This window comes from Oerskovia enterophila (assembly GCF_001692445.1).
Classification (GTDB): Bacteria; Actinomycetota; Actinomycetes; order Actinomycetales; family Cellulomonadaceae; genus Oerskovia; species Oerskovia enterophila.
In genome coordinates, this window is record NZ_MAQA01000038.1 from 31,570 (window position 1) to 47,291 (window position 15,722).

Annotated in this window: 19 protein-coding genes; 14 read left to right on the plus strand and 5 right to left on the minus strand. The window is 72.5% G+C overall.

The features are described 5' to 3' along the window. Window positions 1–71: 71 nt before the first annotated feature. Window positions 72–749, minus strand: a complete 678-nt coding sequence (locus OERS_RS14555) for a Crp/Fnr family transcriptional regulator (RefSeq protein WP_056645111.1) — start codon at window positions 747–749, stop codon at window positions 72–74. Between the two features lie 195 nt (window positions 750–944). Here OERS_RS14555 and nth point away from each other — a divergent pair, with 195 nt between their 5' ends. Continuing rightward, window positions 945–1,709: an endonuclease III gene (gene nth / locus OERS_RS14560; protein WP_068626508.1), complete on the plus strand. Its 765-nt coding sequence runs from the start codon at window positions 945–947 to the stop codon at window positions 1,707–1,709. Window positions 1,710–1,770: 61 nt separating this feature from the next. Here nth and OERS_RS14565 read toward each other — a convergent pair whose 3' ends face one another. Together OERS_RS14565 and OERS_RS14570 are read right to left on the minus strand one after the other, a co-directional pair. Next, window positions 1,771–2,703 carry an alpha/beta fold hydrolase gene (locus OERS_RS14565; RefSeq protein WP_068626509.1) on the minus strand — a complete coding sequence of 311 codons (933 nt, stop codon included), beginning with the start codon at window positions 2,701–2,703 and terminating at the stop codon, window positions 1,771–1,773. Beyond that, a complete protein-coding gene (locus OERS_RS14570) occupies window positions 2,700–3,464 on the minus strand; it encodes a winged helix-turn-helix transcriptional regulator (protein WP_068626510.1) in 765 nt (254 codons plus the stop codon). Before OERS_RS14570 ends, OERS_RS14565 begins: the two co-directional genes overlap by 4 nt. Before the next feature lie 207 nt (window positions 3,465–3,671). Between OERS_RS14570 and OERS_RS14575 the strand changes: the two genes are divergently transcribed. The 4 genes from OERS_RS14575 to OERS_RS14590 all read left to right on the plus strand — a co-directional run bounded on the left by OERS_RS14575 (window position 3,672) and on the right by OERS_RS14590 (window position 6,207). Next, window positions 3,672–4,406, plus strand: a complete 735-nt coding sequence (locus tag OERS_RS14575) for a hypothetical protein (RefSeq protein WP_068626511.1) — start codon at window positions 3,672–3,674, stop codon at window positions 4,404–4,406. Window positions 4,407–4,459: 53 nt separating this feature from the next. Continuing rightward, on the plus strand, window positions 4,460–4,888 hold the full coding sequence (locus OERS_RS14580) for a thioredoxin family protein (RefSeq protein WP_068626512.1): 429 nt from the start codon (window positions 4,460–4,462) through the stop codon (window positions 4,886–4,888). Window positions 4,889–4,979: 91 nt separating this feature from the next. After that, window positions 4,980–5,441 carry a DUF4395 domain-containing protein gene (locus tag OERS_RS14585; RefSeq protein ID WP_068626513.1) on the plus strand — a complete coding sequence of 154 codons (462 nt, stop codon included), beginning with the start codon at window positions 4,980–4,982 and terminating at the stop codon, window positions 5,439–5,441. 94 nt (window positions 5,442–5,535) lie between these two features. Next, on the plus strand, window positions 5,536–6,207 hold the full coding sequence (locus tag OERS_RS14590; RefSeq protein WP_083201495.1) for a pentapeptide repeat-containing protein: 672 nt from the start codon (window positions 5,536–5,538) through the stop codon (window positions 6,205–6,207). A gap of 193 nt (window positions 6,208–6,400) precedes the next feature. Here OERS_RS14590 and OERS_RS14595 read toward each other — a convergent pair whose 3' ends face one another. After that, window positions 6,401–6,805, minus strand: coding sequence for a DsrE family protein (locus OERS_RS14595; protein ID WP_248948592.1), 405 nt, complete (start codon window positions 6,803–6,805; stop codon window positions 6,401–6,403). A 256-nt stretch (window positions 6,806–7,061) separates the two neighbouring features. On the opposite strand from OERS_RS14595, the gene OERS_RS14600 reads away from it, so the two are divergent. The 9 genes from OERS_RS14600 to OERS_RS14640 all read left to right on the plus strand — a co-directional run bounded on the left by OERS_RS14600 (window position 7,062) and on the right by OERS_RS14640 (window position 14,603). Beyond that, window positions 7,062–7,682: a heme-binding beta-barrel domain-containing protein gene (locus OERS_RS14600; RefSeq protein WP_056645126.1), complete on the plus strand. Its 621-nt coding sequence runs from the start codon at window positions 7,062–7,064 to the stop codon at window positions 7,680–7,682. Window positions 7,683–7,770: 88 nt separating this feature from the next. Continuing rightward, the gene (ygfZ, locus tag OERS_RS14605) at window positions 7,771–8,982 is read left to right on the plus strand and encodes a CAF17-like 4Fe-4S cluster assembly/insertion protein YgfZ (protein WP_068626515.1); all 1,212 of its coding nucleotides are present in this window, start codon (window positions 7,771–7,773) and stop codon (window positions 8,980–8,982) included. 84 nt (window positions 8,983–9,066) lie between these two features. Then, window positions 9,067–10,218, plus strand: coding sequence for an FUSC family protein (locus OERS_RS14610; RefSeq protein WP_083201496.1), 1,152 nt, complete (start codon window positions 9,067–9,069; stop codon window positions 10,216–10,218). 76 nt (window positions 10,219–10,294) lie between these two features. Beyond that, complete coding sequence (locus OERS_RS14615) at window positions 10,295–10,558, plus strand: type II toxin-antitoxin system Phd/YefM family antitoxin (protein ID WP_056645128.1); 264 nt, start codon at window positions 10,295–10,297, stop codon at window positions 10,556–10,558. A 12-nt stretch (window positions 10,559–10,570) separates the two neighbouring features. Next, complete coding sequence (locus tag OERS_RS14620; RefSeq protein ID WP_056645129.1) at window positions 10,571–10,996, plus strand: type II toxin-antitoxin system VapC family toxin; 426 nt, start codon at window positions 10,571–10,573, stop codon at window positions 10,994–10,996. A 9-nt stretch (window positions 10,997–11,005) separates the two neighbouring features. Then, the gene (locus tag OERS_RS14625; protein WP_068626518.1) at window positions 11,006–11,359 is read left to right on the plus strand and encodes a DUF2516 family protein; all 354 of its coding nucleotides are present in this window, start codon (window positions 11,006–11,008) and stop codon (window positions 11,357–11,359) included. Continuing rightward, on the plus strand, window positions 11,356–12,363 hold the full coding sequence (locus tag OERS_RS14630; RefSeq protein ID WP_056646531.1) for an asparaginase: 1,008 nt from the start codon (window positions 11,356–11,358) through the stop codon (window positions 12,361–12,363). Before OERS_RS14625 ends, OERS_RS14630 begins: the two co-directional genes overlap by 4 nt. Beyond that, entirely contained in the window at window positions 12,360–12,785 is a 426-nt protein-coding gene (gene dtd / locus OERS_RS14635; RefSeq protein ID WP_056645130.1) for a D-aminoacyl-tRNA deacylase, read from the plus strand. The genes OERS_RS14630 and dtd overlap by 4 nt, the downstream gene beginning before the upstream one ends. A gap of 204 nt (window positions 12,786–12,989) precedes the next feature. Next, window positions 12,990–14,603, plus strand: coding sequence for a glycosyl hydrolase family 18 protein (locus OERS_RS14640; RefSeq protein WP_169834233.1), 1,614 nt, complete (start codon window positions 12,990–12,992; stop codon window positions 14,601–14,603). A gap of 188 nt (window positions 14,604–14,791) precedes the next feature. Here OERS_RS14640 and OERS_RS14645 read toward each other — a convergent pair. Next, the coding region (locus OERS_RS14645; RefSeq protein ID WP_068626530.1) for a CorA family divalent cation transporter at window positions 14,792–15,722 on the minus strand (931 nt) is incomplete at its 5' end.

Below are 15,722 nucleotides of genomic sequence, written 5' to 3' on the forward strand. Positions count from 1 at the left end.
CGACGAGAGGCCGGTCGGCCCGACCCCGTGAGGGGTGGACCGACCGGCCTCCGGTCGTTGCAGGGGCGCGCTCAGCGGGCGCGACGCTCCAGGCGGTCCACGTCGAGGAGCACGACGGCACGGCCCTCACGACGGACCCACCCGCGGGTCGCGAAGTCGGCCAGGGCCTTGTTCACGGTCTCGCGGGAGGCGCCGACGAGCTGGGCGAGCTCCTCCTGGGTGAGGTCGTGCGCGACGCGCACGCCTTCCTCGGTCTCCTCGCCGAAGCGGGTCGAGAGGTCCAGGAGCGCCTTGGCGACACGGCCCGGGACGTCGGAGAAGACGAGGTCCGCGAGAGTCTCGTTGGTGCGGCGCAGGCGGCGGGCGAGCGCGTTGAGCAGGTGCTTCGCGACGCTCGGGTGCTTCTCGATCCACTCGATGAGCTGCTCGTGGCGGAGCTCGTAGAGGAGCGCGTCGGAGACGGAGCTCGCCGTGGCGGTGCGGGGGCCCGGGTCGAAGAGCGAGAGCTCACCGAACATCTCGCCCGGCCCGAGGATGGACAGGAGGTTCTCCCGGCCGTCGTTCGAGCGTCGGCCGAGCTTGATCTTGCCTTGTGCGATCACGTACAGCCTGTCGCCGGGCTCGCCCTCGCGGAACAGTACGTCCCCACGGGTGAGCTCGATCTGCTGCATCGAGTCGAACAGCGTCCGGGTCTCTTCGCGGTCCATGGTGGCGAAGAGGGGGGCGGAGAGCACTACGTCGTCGTCCACGCGATGTCCTTCGGGTGTTGAGCGGACTTTCCCGGCATGTGCCCGTCTGCATCGGCGGAGTTCGAGCGAACCGGTACTCGTGATTCCTCCCACAAGTCTGCCTCATGCGCGCAACTTGGGACGCCAACGCCTGGGACCGGCCTGCGTCGATCCTGTGGGAGGGGTGTGTGGGTGGGGCCGAGTAGGCTGCCCAACGTGACCTCTTCGGGTGGTACCTCGCGTCCTGCTCCCTCTCCTTCGCCCGCGCGACCGCAGGCTCCGGCGGGTCCTTCCGCCGAGTCACGCCTCGCGCTCGTCCGGCGTGCGCGGCGCACCAACCGCGAGCTGGCGGAGACGTACCCGGACGCACGCTGCGAGCTCGACTTCACCACGCCGCTCGAGCTCCTGATCGCGACGGTGCTCTCGGCGCAGACGACGGACAAGCGGGTCAACCTCACCACCCCCGAGCTCTTCTCGCGCTACCCGGACGCCGCCGCGTACGCCGCGGCCGACCGTCTCGACCTCGAGGACGTCCTGCGCCCGCTCGGATTCTTCCGGGCCAAGGCGCAGGCCGTCATCGGGATCGGTCAGGCGCTCGTCGAGCGCTACGGCGGACAGGTCCCCAAGAAGCTCGACGACCTGGTGACGTTGCCGGGCGTCGGGCGCAAGACGGCGAACGTCGTGCTGGGCAACGCGTTCGGCGTCCCCGGCCTGACGGTCGACACGCACTTCGGGCGTCTCGTGCGTCGCCTCGAGTGGACCTCGGAGGAGGACCCGGTCAAGGTCGAGACCGAGGTCGGCGAGCTGATCGAGAAGCGCGAGTGGACCATGCTCTCGCACCGCCTGATCTTCCACGGCCGCCGGGTCTGCTTCTCGCGCAGGCCCGCGTGCGGGGCGTGCACCATCTCGCACCTGTGCCCGTCGTTCGGCATCGGCGAGACGGATCCTGTGGTCGCGGCGACCCTGGTCAAGACCGACTGAGCGCAGCTCTCACGACGACGGCGGCCCGGTCGGCCGCAGCCGTCGTCGTCTCCTGCGCGACTCAGCCCTGCGTGGTGGGCAACCAGTCCAGCAGGAGGCGCGTGACGTCGTCGGGCGCCTCCTCGGGGAGGAAGTGCCCCGCCCCCTCGAGGACCTCGAAGCGCAGGCTGCGCGAGACCGCCGCGGCGTCCGCGTCGGTGAGCTCCCGACGCAGGAACCCGTCCGCCCCGCCGTGGACCTGGAGGGTCGGGACGTTGAGCGGGCGGCGCAGCGCGCTGCGGTAGCGACGCCCGTCGGGCCGGGGCGTGGAACGCACCGACCAGCGGATCGCCTCCATCGCGGAGTGCGCCGCGAACGGGATGCGCATGACGGTCGTGTAGGTCTCGACCGCCTCCGGGGAGAGCGGCGAGGCCGCACCGTCCGCGAGGACGCGCGCGACCAGGTCGTCGCGGGTCAGCGCGCGCTCGGGCAGCGTGGGCAGCTGCGCGAAGGCCAGGTGCCGCTGAGCGACGGGCGTGAGCAGGCGGCGACCCGAGGCGTGCACGTGCGAGGGGTGCGGCGCGGCGAAGGCCGCGACGCCCGAGGTCACGGCGGGCTGGAGCGCGGCCATGGCCCAGGCGAGCCCGCCTCCGCTCCCGTGCCCGACGACGACGGCCCGGTCAGCACCGAGCGACCGGACGACGCCCGCGACGTCGCGCGTGCGGGTCGGGGCGTCGTACCCGATCGGCGGCTTGTCGGAGGCACCCGTACCCCGCAGGTCCATGGCGGCCACGCGGTAGCCCGCCTCGCCGAGAGCCTCGAGCTGGTGGCGCCATGCCCACCAGAACTGCGGGAAGGAGTGCAGCAGCAGCACGAGCGGCGCGCTCGAACCCCCTCCGCGGGACTCCGGCCCCGCGAGGGCGACGTGGAAGCGTGCGCCGTTGGCAGGCACGAACTCGTGCCGCCAGGGGCCGTCGACGAGTGCTGCGGAGAAGTCGCTCGAGTCGGTCGTCACCCGGACGAACTTACCTGGTCCTCCGCGAGGGCGGCCGCGTCAGCGGGTTCGGCGGTGTCCGGCATCTCGGCAGGCTGGGCCCGCCGGTCCTTGGGCGGGTCGAACCGGTAGCCGACGTTGCGGACCGTGCCGATGAGCTGCTCGTGCTCGGGTCCCAGCTTGGCGCGCAGGCGCCGCACGTGGACGTCCACCGTGCGCGTGCCCCCGTAGTAGTCGTACCCCCAGACCTCCTGCAGCAGCTGGGCCCGCGTGAAGACGCGGCCCGGGTGCTGCACCAGGTACTTGAGGAGCTCGAACTCCTTGTAGGTCAGGTCGAGCGGGCGCCCGCGCAGCCTCGCGGTGTACCCGCCGGCGTCGATCGCGAGCTCGCCCGCCGAGATCTCCTGCGGTGCGTCCTCGGCCCGGCCGTGCGCCGAGCGCTCGACGACCAGGCGGAGCCTGGCCTCGACCTCGGCAGGGCCCGCCGACTCGAGCAGCAGGTCGTCGGCCCCCCACTCGGCCGTCACGACCGTCAGGCCGCCCTCGGTGAGGACGAGCACGAGCGGCACCGCGAGACCCGTGGCGCGCAGCAGGCGGCACGTGGTGCGCGCCGCGACGAGGTCCCGGCGCGCGTCGAGCAGCAGGACGTCCGAGTCCGGCGCGTCCACCAGAGCCGACGGCTCCATGGGCAGCACCCGTATGCGGTGCGACAACAGTCCCAGCGCAGGCAGGACCTCGACGGACCCACCTGTCGCCGGTGTCAGGATCAACAGCTCTGCCACCGACGCACCTCCTCCCAGTGACCTTCGAGAAGGCCGGAATCATTACCGTAGCGCGTTGAACAGACGTCAACGGGGTGACCAGGGCCTTTCTGCTGTTACAACCTTGTTTCGTGTTCGCCGCCGCGCGTCATCTGGGAGACTCATGTTCGTGCTCAGCCTTTCCGGACCCGGTGCCGCTCGCTCCCTGACGCAGGGAGAGTGCGCCTAGTGGGCCTCTCCTCACGCGCCGTCGCCACCGCGGTGGTGGCCGCCGCGGTCGCCGTCGCAGCCTTCTTCGGGCTCCTCCCGCTGACCCTCGCCTCCGCGGCGCTGGCCGTCCTCGTGGCGATCGGGTGGCCGTCGCTGCTCAACCAGCCCGCCCCCGGCGGGTCCGGCCTGGTCATCGGTCTGACCGGGGTCGGGGCTGTCGCCGCGGTCGCCGCGACGGAGGGCGAACCCTCGTTGCGCAACCTGCCGCTCGTGCTCGCGATGGGGGTCGTCCTGGCGTTCGTCGCCGAGATGCTCCGCCGCGACGGACGGCCACGCCTGGTCGAGTCCCTGCTGGGCACGGTCAGCGGGCTCGTGGTCGCCGTCTCCGCCGCCGGGTGGATCGCGACGGACCGCACCGATGCCGGCGCGGCCCTCGTCGTGACGTGCGCGGCGACGCTGGCCGTCGCCTCGGCGGTCTCTGCGCTGCCCGTGCCGGGCTGGTGGAACACGCTCCTGACGCTCGCGGCGTCGATCGCCGCGGGTGGTGCCCTGGCGTGGGCCCTCCCCGAGGTCGTGACCGTCAACGGGCTGTGGACCGGGGCGGTCTCGGGACTCCTCGTCGCAGCCCTGCACGCGCTGTTCGACCAGCTGCCGGCCCTCGAGCGCAGGGCTGCCGCGCTTGCTGCCATAGTGCTTCCGGTGACGGTCGGGGGCATCCTGGTCTTCGTGGTGGGTCGGGTCCTCGTGGGCTGACCTGCCCGGCTCCCTCCGGACGCACCGCAGACGGACGACGGGAAGGTCGAACCATGGTCTGGCGCATCGTGATCCTCCTCGCGCTGCTCGGCGCGAGCGTGCTCCTCGGCGTGTGGTGGCAGCGCCGGCAGGGTGTGGTCCGGCTCCGCGACGCACAGCCCGCCGCCGCGGTGGACTGGTCCGCCCGCGGGATCGTGCTGGGGGACCACCGGACGTTCGTCCAGTTCTCGTCCGAGTTCTGCTCGCCCTGTCGTCACACGGCCAGGGTGCTCGACGACGTCGTCGCGGCCCGCGCCGACGTGACACATCGTGAGATGGACGTCGACGAGCACCACGACCTCGTGCGAACGTTCGGCATACTGCGCACGCCGACGGTGCTCGTCCTGGACCCGTCCGGTCGCGAGGTCGCCCGCATGAGCGGCAGCGTGAGCAGGGCGCACGCTCTCGAGGCGCTCGACGTGCCAGCGGGTTCGGTCGCCTGAGCAGGCCGGGCAGCTCGATCGTCCTGCCGAGAACCCTGTTGAGAAGCCCGCCCGAGGCCCCGCTGACGGCCCGTCCCACCGAGGAGCCCGCATGTCGCACGAGTCCACCCCCGCAGTGAGCGCGCCGCAGGGCATCGACCCGCGAGGTCCCCGGGTCGGGGCAGGGATCACCGCGCTGCTGCTCGCGGTCACTCTTCTCCTGGGATCGTCGGAGGCTGCGCTGTGGGTCCTGACGGTCATCGCTCTGAGCTTCCTGCTCGGGACGCTGCGCGGGGCGCAGGGCACGTGGCAGGGATGGGTCTTCAAGACCTTCGTCCAGCCTCGCCTCGGCCCGACGGCGGAGCGCGAGGACCCGCGTCCCCCTCGCTTCGCGCAGGGGGTCGGGTTCGTCATCACCGGGGTCGGCGTGGTCCTGGGCTTCACGGTGTCCCTCGTGGCGGTGCCGATCGCCGCGGCTCTCGCTCTCGTCGCGGCGGTGCTCAACGCGGCGTTCGGGCTGTGCCTCGGGTGCGAGATGTACCTGCTGATCCGCCGGTTCGCGCCCGCTCGCTGACGCTCCGCGCCGCCTCGTCGCTCGTGCCGGTGGCGGGTCGGACGGGTGCCCGAGACGTCTCGGCGTGCCCGCACACGGAGCGTAGGGTCGAGCGGTGCCAGCCCAGCCCAGCCCCGTGACCACCGTCCCGCCCAGGATCAAGAGGCTGCGTGCCGGGGTCAGGACCCCGGGCGACGCTGCGGTCCTCGGGGCCGAGGAACGCCGCCACGACGAGCGGTTCGAGGGTGCGGACCTGTCCCACGCGGACCTCTCGGACATCACGTTCGAACGTTGTGACCTCGTCGGGCTCTCGCTCCACCAGGCCGACCTGCGCGCCGCGACGTTCAGCGAGTCGCGGCTCGAGAGGATCGACGCGCCCGTGCTCAGCGCACCGCGCTCGGTGTGGCACGACGTGGTCCTGGACGGTTCGCGGATCGGGTCGGCCGAGCTCTACGAGTCGGGGTGGCGGTCGGTCGAGCTCGTCGACTGCAAGCTCGGCTACGTCAACCTGCGGGGCGCGACGATCCGCGACCTGCGGCTCACGCGCTGCACGGTCGACGAGCTCGACCTGACGAACGCCCAGGCCACCCGGGTCGCGTTCGAGGACACGTCGGTCGACCACCTGGTCCTGGCGAGCGCCCGTCTGGTGCACGTCGACCTGCGCGGCGCGGTGCTGCGCCGGATCACGAGCATCGAGAGGCTTGCCGGGGCGACGGTGAGCCCGGCGCAGCTCGTGGACCTCGCTCCGCTGTTCGCGGCCGAGCTGGGGATCCGGGTCGAGGGCTGAGGGTTCGGGGGCTCGGTGAGCTGTCGCACCGCGGCTCGACGAGTTGTCAGAACGTGGCCGGGGTATCGCCCGGCTCAGTTCTGACGACTACGCCGTGGCCGGTGGGCCGGTGGGCCGGTGGGCCGGTGGGCCGGGGGTACGGGGGTACGGCGGTCGCCTGCGTGAGCGCCGCCAGGCCCCCGCACCCGCTGCCTCAGTAGACGAGCGCCTGCGCCCCCGGGCGCAGCGTCTCCTCGACGAACACCGCGGCCCCTGCGATCCGCACGCCGGGCATCAGGTCTGCCTCGGTGATGCCGCGCCGTGCCGCGCACTGCGTGCAGACCGTGACGGTCCCGGCCTCGAGGATTCCCGCGAGCAGGTCCGGCAGCGCCGCCGCGTGCTCGAGCTCGAGCTCGCTCGCACGCCCCGGCAGCCCGAACCACGCGGACTCCCCGGTCAGCCACACGCTCACCTCGACCCCCGCGGCGACGGCCGCGGCAGCGACCGTGAACGCCTGGTTGGTCGCCTCGGGGCGTTCGAGCCCCGAGGTCGTCTTGACGACCAGGGAGCGCTGGGAGGGGACGGTCGTGGGCTGCGGCAGGGTGGGCTCGGTGGTCACGTGCGCGAGCCTAGAGGCCGGAAGGTAGGATCGGCGACATGTCCACGCATGCACTCGAGCTCATCTTCCTGGGACTGCTGATCGCCGCGACCGTGACCATCACGTGGTTCGCCGGGTTCGTCGTCTACAAGCTGTACCAGGGTCAGCGCTGACCTGATCGTCACGCCGGGCCTCCGTCGCCCGGCGGGACCCAGGTCCCCTCTCCCTGTCGTCACCCACCGGTCCACGGGACCGGCACCGCCGGAGGTACCACCAGATGGCTTTCGCGTTCCCTGAGGGGCTCGCCCCCGAGGCCTACCCGCTCGCATGGCTCGTGGGTTCGTGGCGCGGCGAGGGGGTCATCGCCTACCCGGGCATCCCCGAGACACCGTTCGTCCAGGACGTGACGTTCGACCACGACGGCGGCCCCTACCTGCGCTACGAGTCGACGATCCGCGTCCTCGAGACCGAGGTCCCGGAGACCGTGCCAGAGTCCTGGACCGCGGACCAGCCTGCGGACCCCGAGGCCGACCCGTCGAGCGACTCGACCGAGCCGAGCACCGAGGGCCACCTCGCGCCCGGGCGGATCTGGTCCACCGAGACCGGGTACTGGCGCGTGTCCCCGGAGCGCCCCGAGGGCCTGCCCGAGGACAAGTCCGCGATCGAGGTCATGATCGCCGACCCGTCGGGCCGCATGACCCTGTACCTGGGCGTGGTCGGCAACGGCCGCGTGGACCTGTCGAGCGACGCCATGGTGCGCACCTCGACGTCCGCCGAGGTGTCGGCGTCCAACCGCCTGTACGGCAACGTGCAGGGCCAGCTCATGTGGGTCTGGGAATTGGCGGCCTTCGGTCAGTCGTTGCAGTCGTATGCGTCGGCGAAGCTGGACCGCCTGTAGCCCGTCCGACGTGTGAGGTACGGCCGTCGCCACCGCGCGGCCGGACGGACGTGCGCGCCCACCGCGGCGCCGAGGAGGTTGTTCGATCGTGACTGCTGGCACCGAAGACGCACCCCAGGCCGAGGCCCCCACCCGGACGAGCCCGCTGCTGGCCCGCCCCGGTGCGGTCGCGGGCTCGGGACCGGACGCGGGTGTCGCCTGGCACTACGGCGACCCCACGGGTGAGCAGCGTGCGCTCGAGGCGGGCGGCGCCGTCGTCGACCTCTCGCACCACGGCGTGGTACGCGTCAAGGGACCCGACCGCCTCACCTGGCTGAACTCGATCACGTCGCAGAACCTGCTGGGGCTCGCCCCCCGGACCTCGACCGAGCTGCTCGTCCTGAGCCCCCAGGGGCACGTCGAGCACTCCGCGGGCGTCGTGGACGACGGCGAGTCCACGTGGCTCGTGACCGAGGGGTCGCACGCCCCGACCCTCGCGGCCTGGCTCGACCGCATGAAGTTCGCGCTGCGCGTCGAGATCACTGACATGACGGACGAGATCGCGGTGCTGGGCGAGCCCCGTGACGCCGAGGGCGCCGAGGGCGAGCCCGTCACCTGGCGCGACCCCTGGCCGCGCACCGCTCCCGGAGGTACGCGTTACGGCCCGGCGGACGACGAGCACCCCGGCGCGCACCGTGCGTGGCGGCTCGTCCTGGTGCCTCGTGCCGAGCTGCCCGACGCCGTCGCGTCCCGCGAGGCGGCCGGCTGGCGGCTGGCAGGGACGTGGGCGAGCGAGGCCCTGCGCGTCGAGGCGTGGCGTCCTCGTCTCGCGACCGAGGTGGACCACCGCTCGATCCCGCACGAGCTCGACTGGCTCCGGACCGCGGTCCACCTGAACAAGGGCTGCTACCGCGGGCAGGAGACGATCGCGCGCGTGCACAACATGGGTCGGCCCCCGCGCCGCCTCGTGATGCTCCACCTCGACGGCTCGGGTCACCTGCTGCCCGTCGCGGGTGCCGAGGTCCGGCTGCCCGGCGGGGAACCCGGTCCGGACGGGGCCGCTCCCGTGGGGCGCCCGGTCGGCAACGTGACGTCGGTCGCGCGGCACCACGAGCTCGGTCCCATCGCGCTCGCGGTCCTCAAGCGCAGCGCCCCCGAGGACGTCGAGCTCGTGGTCGACTGCGACGGCGGCGCCGTGGCGGCCGCCCAGGAGGTCGTCGTCCCGGGCGAAGGGGTCTCGGTCGACCGTCCGGCCCCGCGCGGTCCTGTGGCGCGCGGGATCACTCCCCGCGGGCAGGACGCCCCCCGGAGCATGATCTGATGACCGCGTCGCGGCCTGCCACTACCACTGCATGGACTGACACCGGGTTCCGCCGGGTCGCCGGGACCCGGTGAGCAGGAGCACATGACGCAGTCGCGGGACGCCTCCGACGGGACGGCGCTGCCGGAGCCGGGGGCCGTCGAGGCGGCCCGCAAGGCGTTCCGGCGGCTGCTGCTCCGCGCCCGGCTCCGCCAGGGGCGCTCCCGGGTCCGGGCGGCGTTCTGGCCCATCATCCAGGCCTCGCTCGCGGCCGGGATCGCGTACGGGATCGCGCACTACGTGTTCGGTCACCCGTACCCGTTCTTCGCACCCGTCTCGGTGTGGGTGTGCCTCGGGTTCAGCCTGGACCGGCAGGTCCGCAAGGTGGGCGAGCTCGCGATCGGGGTCGCGGTGGGCGTGGGCCTGGGCGACCTGATCGTGCACTTCATCGGCTCGGGGTGGTGGCAGGTCGCGGTCGTGCTCGCGACCTCGGCCCTGGTCGCTCGCTTCATCGACCGCGGTGCGCTGCTGGCGACGCAGGCGGGAGTGCAGGCGATCGTCATCGTGGGACTGCCCGCCGCACAGACGGGCGGCCCCGGCGGGCGGCTCGTGGACGCCCTCGTGGGCGGGGCGATCGCCTTGCTCGCCGCGACGCTGACGCCGGGGGACCCACGCCGTCGACCCCGCATCCTGGGGGACGAGGCGACCACCGAGCTCGCCGAGACGCTCGAGCTGCTCGCGCGGGGGTTCCGCTCGGGCGACGTGGACGACCTGGACGCCGCGCTCGTGCGCGGCCGGGCGTCCGAGCCGGCGCTCGAGGAGTGGCAGGCCACCGCGACCAGCGCCCAGGAGCTGTCCCGCGTGAGCGCCGTGGGTCGCAAGCACCGCGCCGAGCTGGGCGACCTCGAGCGCAAGGCGGTCCTGGTCGACCGGGCGATGCGCAGCGTCCGGGTGCTCGCACGCCGTTCCCGCCCGGTCGCCGGACCCGAGCACGACCTCCTGCCCGTCGCGGCCATCGTCGACCGGTACGCGGCGGGGACCCGGGTGCTGGCCGAGGCCATCGGGGCGGGCAAGGACCCGGTCACGGCTCGCGAGATCCTCGCGGAGACGGCCGCCGCGGCGGACCCGAGGACCGTGGGCGCGGGCGACTGGCAGGTCCAGTCGCTCGTCATGCTCCTGCGTTCCCCGATCGTCGACACGCTCGAGGCCGCGGGGATGTCGCCGCGCGAGGCGCGCGAGGCGCTCACCGAGCTCTGAGCGGCGCCCCGAGGTCCGTGAGATCCGATCGCGTGGAGGTCTACGCAATCCGGGCACGTGCCGGTACCTTCAGGGGATGGAGGTTTCCGTCAGCGCCCTGCGGGCCGAGCTGAAGTCGTGGATCGAGCGGGCACGTGACGGAGAGGACGTGGTGATCACCGAGCGCGGCATCCCCGTGGCGCGGCTGAGCGCGGTGGGGAGCGCGGACCTCATCACGTCTCTGACCAGGGACGGGCTCCTGACACCGGCCACCGAGGAGCGCCCCGTCCACACGCCGCCGGCACGCCCGGCCGCGAAGCAGTCGGCGATGTCGGGCCTCGTGCGCCGCATCCGACGCTGACCGGCGGTCCCCGTGGCACTGGTCTACTTCGACGCGAGCGCGCTCGTGAAGCTGTGCGTGGCTGAGCCTGGCTCCGAGCTGGCCAGCGCGCTCTGGAACCGCGCGGACGTGGTCACCACGAGCCGGCTGTCCGACACCGAGGTCCGGGCGGCCCTCGCCGCGGGGGAGCGTTCGGGGGTCCTCGACGCGACCGAGCGGGCCGAGGCGCTCGCGACGTGGGACCTGCTGTGGCCCGCGCTGCACCTGGTCGAGGTCTCCCCGGGGGTCCTGGACCGCGCGAGCGCCCTCGCGGGTGCCGACCGTCACGCGCTGCGCGGGGCCGACGCCGTCCACCTGGCCTCGGCCCTGACCCTGCGGCACGACGACGCGATCTTCGCGGTGTGGGACGAGCGGGTGGCCGCGGCTGCCCGCGCGGAGTCGCTGCGCGTCCTGCCGTAGGCTCGGAGCGTGATCAGCTTCGGTGGAGCCCAGTGGCTCGTCCTCGTCGTCCTCGCGGTCGTGGTGTTCGTCGCCCAGGCGGTCGCGCTCATCGATGCGCTCCGGCGTCCCGCGAACGGGTTCACGGCCGAGGGAAAGCTCACCAAGCCGATCTGGTCGGCGATCCTGGGCGTCGCGGCGGCGATCGGGTTCCTCGGCCTGCCGCCGATGATGTGGACCAGCACGAGCTTCTTCAACCTCATCGCGCTCGTCCCCGCCTTCATCTACCTGGTCGACGTGCGCCCGCGCCTCAAGCCGTACGGGTTCGGGCGCGGCTCGGGAGGCTCCGGGGGGTCGCGCGGCGGCCGTCCGGGCGGGTGGTGACCCCCGTGCTGCGCTCGGCCGCTCCGCTCGCGGAGGTGGTCCGGGGCGACCTGGTCGAGTCCGTGCACCTGGGCCACCTGGTCACGCTCGATGCGTCGGGTGGTGTCGATCTCGCGGTGGGCGACCCGTCGACCGTGATCTGGCCCCGCTCGTCGGTCAAGCCGTTCCAGGCCGTCGCCATGCTCCGTCACGGGCTGTCGCTGCCGCCGCGCCTCCTGGCGCTGGCCGCCGCGAGCCACAACGCCGAGGACTTCCATCTCGCGGGCGCACGCGAGATCCTCGCGGGCGCGGGCCTCGACGAGTCGGCACTGCGCAACACGCCGGACATGCCCGTGTACCCGCCTGCCGCGTTCGCATGGCAGGAGCAGGGCAACGGGCCCGCGTCGATCACGCAGAACTGCTCGGGCAAGCACGCCGCGATGCTCGCGACGTGCGTCGCGGCGGGCTGGGACATCGAGACGTACCTCGATCCCGCGCACCCGCTGCAGGTCGCGATCCGCGAGACGCTGCTCGAGCTCACGGGCGACGACGCGTCTGGGCTCCACGTCACCGTGGACGGCTGCGGCGCGCCGTTGTTCTCGACGACGTTGCAGGGCATGGCCCGGGCCTTCGGCCGGCTGGCCGGTGCGCCCGTCGCCGATCCGGCATCGCCCGAGGCACTGGTCGCCCGCGCGATGTCCGCGTTCCCGGAGATGGTCGGTGGGACCGGTCGGGATGCGACCGACGTCATGCGGGCCGTCCCCGGGCTCGTGGCCAAGGACGGCGCGGACGGCGTGTACGGGGTCGGGCTGCCCGACGGTCGTGCGCTCGCGTTCAAGGTCCTCGACGGGTCGCCGCGCCCGCGGCCCGCGGTGCTCGTCGCCGCGCTCGCGGCGCTCGGTGCGGGCGATCTCCCCGGCGCCGACGCCGCCGCGCTCGACCGCGTGGGCCGCACCCCGGTCCTGGGCGGGGGAGCGCCCGTGGGCGAGGTGCGCGCCGCGTTCTCTGCGGGCCGCGCCTCATGAGGGCCCTCGTGCAGCGGGTCACGCGCGCGAGCGTGAGCGTGGGCGGGGAGGTCGTGGGGCGCGTGGACCGGCCCGGCCTGGTCGCGCTCGTGGGCGTGACGCACGACGACGGGCCCGCGCAGGTCGAGCTGGTCGCGCGCAAGCTCGCCGAGCTGCGGATCCTGCGCGACGAGCGGTCGGTGCTCGACGAGAGGGCCCCGGTCCTCGTGATCAGCCAGTTCACGCTCTATGCGGACACCAAGAAGGGCCGACGGCCGTCGTGGAACGGCGCGGCGAAGGGGGACGTCGCGGAGCCGCTCGTCGCCGCCGTGGTCGCCGAGCTGCGCGCCAAGGGGGTCGAGGTCGCGACGGGGGTGTTCGGCGCGGACATGCAGGTCGAGCTCGTCAACGACGGGCCCGTGACGATCCTGGTCGAGGCGTAGCGGCAGGCGTTCGAAAAGCTACCATTCGTACCGTTTCGAGGTCTTCGCATGGTTTCTACGGGAAATCCCTTATGTGACCGCTGTGAACCATGTGGAACACCCGTACATCTTTCGTGCGCGAGCCTGGTTAGGTTCGAGGAGCCCAGCATCTGGGGCTCCGGGACGGACCGGGGCCAGCAGCACGGAAGACGAAGAGGCCTCCCTTTGCACGCAACTCGAACCACTCCTTCCCCGGTGCGCCGCCGCGCGCTCGGCGCCGTGGTGTCCGCGACGACGCTCGCGCTCGTGGCGACCGGCCTGGTCGCGGCAGGCAGCGCGACGGCCGCTCCCGCTGCCCCTGCGGCAGCCAGCCCCAACGGCGAGAACGACATCAACGGCTACCGCAACGTCGGCTACTTCATGTCGTGGGCGCCCGAGAACTACGGCTACACGGTCAAGGACTTCCAGGAGTCCGGCCAGGCCGAGCAGATCACGCACATCAACTACGCGTTCGGGAACATCCACCCGACCGACCTCTCGTGCTTCATCTCCGACAAGGTGGGCACGCCCGAGGTGGGCGGCAACGACGGTGCGGGTGTCGCGGGCGCAGACTTCGTCGACGCGGTCAGTGCCGAGGACTCGATCGACGGGGTGGCGGACACGTCCGACCAGGCCCTCGCCGGGAACTTCAACCAGCTCCGCAAGCTCAAGGAGCAGAACCCCGACACCAAGGTGCTCGTGTCGATCGGTGGCTGGACCTGGTCCAAGTTCTTCTCGAAGGCTGCCGCGACTCCCGAGTCGCGCGAGAAGCTCGTGTCCTCGTGCATCGACCTGTACCTCAAGGGCAACTTGCCCGTGATCGACGGTCGCGGCGGCCCGGCTGCCGCCGCGGGCGTCTTCGACGGGATCGACATCGACTGGGAGTGGCCCGGAGCACCGGACTGGTCGCAGCACCCCGAGAACCACATCGACCCCGTCAACGACAAGGCGAGCTTCACGGCGCTGCTCGCCGAGTTCCGCAAGCAGCTCGACGAGTACGGCGCGTCGCAGGGCGAGGAGTACCTCCTCTCGGCGTACATCCCCGTGAACCCGACGGTCATCAACGCGGGCTGGGACGCCCCGGCGATCTTCGAGTCGCTCGACTACGGCAACATCCAGGGCTACGACCTGCACGGCGGATGGTCCCCGAACCTGGCAGGGCACCAGTCCAACCTGCACGACGACCCGACGTTCTCGGGGGACATCTCGGTCGAGCAGGGTGTCGACCTGTACCTGAGTCGTGGAGTCGACCCGCAGCAGATCACGGTGGGCATCCCGGCGTTCGGGCGCGGCTGGACCGGCGTCGAGGACGGCGGCACGAGCGGCGCGTGGCAGTACGCCACGGGCGTGGCCCCCGGCACGTTCGAGGCAGGCAACAAGCAGTACTTCGAGCTGCGTGACCTGGGCACCGAGTACTTCGACGAGGCGACCGGTTCGTCCTGGCGCTACGACGGCAACGAGTGGTGGTCGGTCGACACCCCGCGCGCGGTCGAGTTCAAGGCGAAGTGGGTCGCGGAGAAGGGTCTCGGCGGCTCGATGTGGTGGGACCTCGCGGGCGACTACGAGGACGAGCTGGTCGGCACCGCGGCGGACGTCTACCGTGCGTCGCCGAGAGGCCCGGTCGACTCCGGGGCCGCCGGCGGCTGCTTCCCCGCGTGGAGCGCGGCGGGCACCTACACCGCGGGCGACGTGACGTCGCACGAGGGCGTCAACTACCAGGCGAACTGGTGGGTCCACACCAACGCTCCGGGCACCGAGGCCTACTGGAGCCCGTGGCGCGTGGTCGGCACGTGCGGCTGACCTGAGGCGAGCCCTGCGCACCCGACGCCGTCGGGACCATGACCTGCCTGTCATGGTCCCGACGGCGTCGGCGCGTCCGGACGGGGGGAGGCCGACAGCCCGGGTCCGGTCCGTTCGGCCGCCAGGACTCCCTGCCGCACCGGGACCCGCGCGCGGCGTGCCCGCGCACTCGCCCGCCGCGCGAGCGGTCAGCGCAGCCAGCCTCGCCGCTTGATGTAGACGAGCGGGATCACGGCCGCGACGAGGGTGACGAGCACGATCCACGGGAAGCCGAGCTCCCACTCGAGCTCGGGCATGCGCGTGAAGTTCATGCCGTAGAACGACGTGATGAGCGTCGGGGGCAGGAACACGGCCGTGATGATCGTGAAGACCTTGACGATCTGGTTCTGCTTGACGTCGAGCGAGGTCATGATCGCCTGCTGCAGGTAGCGGACCTTGTCGTGCTCGAAGCTCGCGTGCTCCTTGACACCGTCGATGTCCGCGATGAGGGTCTCGACGAGCCCGGCGAGCACGGGGTCCGTGTCGGCGATCTCGCTGCGCAGGTGCCGTGCGGCGCGCGCGAGCGAGAGCTGCGACTCCTGCGTGCTGGAGACGATCTCCTCGGCCCGGTTCATGCGCGAGATGGTGCCCTGCATGTCGGTCACGCCGATCTCCCGGCCACGCCGGTCGTAGCCCAGCGTGGCCTCCTCGATCTGGTCCGACATCTCCTCGAGCAGGTCGCTCGCGTGGTGGATGACGCGCTCGGCGGCCTCGTTGAGCGCGTACACGAGGGCGTACATGACGCCGTAGGAGGACTGGACGAGCCGCGGTGTGCGTCGCATCCGCGCGATGGCCTTGTCGAAGATCGGGTAGTGCCTCGTGGGTTGCAGGGTCGCGACGCGGTCGGGGGACAGCGCGAACACGAGCGTCTCGCGGGCGATCCGTTCTCCCTGCCGGTACGTTGCGACGACGGGCAGGTACACGTGCTCGTCGGTCTCCCAGACGCGCCCGCCGGCGACCGCGAAGTCGACCCCCTCGTCGCAGGCGTGCTGGAGCGCGGCGGGGTCCTGGGACGCGACCTGGAGCCAGTGGCGGCGCAGCGTACGGGGGTCGAAACGCTGTCCCGGGGCGGGGGAGGGG